This is a genomic window from Actinophytocola xanthii, assembly GCF_001921205.1.
Lineage (GTDB): Bacteria > Actinomycetota > Actinomycetes > Mycobacteriales > Pseudonocardiaceae > Actinophytocola > Actinophytocola xanthii.
In genome coordinates this window covers 1-1,083 of record NZ_MSIE01000176.1, presented here as the reverse complement: position 1 = coordinate 1,083, position 1,083 = coordinate 1, and the positions used below count along the sequence as shown (strand labels likewise).

The 1,083-nt window shown below is 69.1% G+C and carries 2 protein-coding genes; both read left to right on the top strand.

All coding sequences use genetic code 11. The features are described 5' to 3' along the window. On the top strand, positions 1–316 hold a 316-nt coding region (locus BU204_RS40525), incomplete at its 5' end, for a hypothetical protein (RefSeq protein WP_158073585.1). Continuing rightward, positions 316–834 carry a DUF3558 family protein gene (locus BU204_RS37780; protein WP_075130576.1) on the top strand — a complete coding sequence of 173 codons (519 nt, stop codon included), beginning with the start codon at positions 316–318 and terminating at the stop codon, positions 832–834. The genes BU204_RS40525 and BU204_RS37780, both read left to right, overlap by 1 nt. Positions 835–1,083 lie beyond the last annotated feature (249 nt).

Here is a 1,083-nt window from a genome sequence, read left to right as displayed (position 1 = left end):
GCGGGTGGACCGGGAGACCGGCGACGCCACGGTCCGCGCCCTCGACGAGATCCGCCTGCGGATGGATTCGTACCGGCGTCTGGTGGTCGCGACCAAGAGCGGGGGTGGGACCCGCCTGGGCGGCGGGTACGCCGAGCAGATCGACGAGTTCAACCGGGAGTGGACCGTAGGGGACACGACGTCTGCCGCGCAGGTACTGGCCACCTTCGACGCCGAGTTGACGAAGTTGAGCGAGGCGGTCCGGCGGAGCATGGCCACGTACGAGGCGTCCGACCTCGCCGGGGTCGAGCACCTCAACCGGGCTGAGGGTGGTTGATGAGCCTGCGCGGGTGGGCGCTCGGGCTGGTGTGCGGCGTCGTACTGGTGACCGGCTGCTCCGTCGTCGAGGCGGGAACACCACGTCCCGCCGAGAACGGCGCCGAGCCGGGTAGTACCAGCACCTCGGGGCCGGACGAGTCGAACCCGTTGGACGGGCATGCTCCGTGTGACGTGCTGACCGCGGAGGACGAGGCCCATTTCGGCTTCCAGGCAGGTGCGCCACTGGGCGACCAGGGCTGCGACTGGAAGAAGACCTTCGGGATCGGCGTCCTCGTGATGTTGTTTCCCCAGGAGGGAGCAGGAGACCTCGCCGGCCAGAGCTCGCCGGTCGACCTCGGCACGTTCGACGGCTACCTGCTCGAGCGTCCGCAGGGCGTCGATGGCGAGTGCTCGGTGGTCCTGGACACCTCTGCCTCGTCCCACGTCCGGATAGCCGCGATCAGCGAGAAGAACACCGACGCCGCGTGCGATCTCGCGGTGTCCGTGGCGGAGCGCGTCGCCGACCACCTCTCCTGAGAAGCGGCGACGTGGCCCTTCGTAGGCCTGGTACGTGACCGTCCCTGAATGAGAAACGCTCATAGCGTCAACGCGGCGCAGGTACCATGCTCGTGCGCGCCTGACTCGTCACAGAGGGGGACTGGTGTACATCGACCTGAACGCCCCGCCGCCCGACCTGGGCACGCAGTCGACCACCCCGAGTTCCTCGACCGGCCCCGGTGTCATCGGTTCGTCGCTGGGCGATCTCATCCAGGCGGCCAGCTCCGG

What these genes read in the sequence shown, in the direction of transcription:
- BU204_RS37780 (WP_075130576.1), top strand. Translation starts at nt 316, where the DNA reads ATGAGCCTGCGCGGGTGGGCGCTCGGGCTGGTGTGCGGCGTCGTACTG.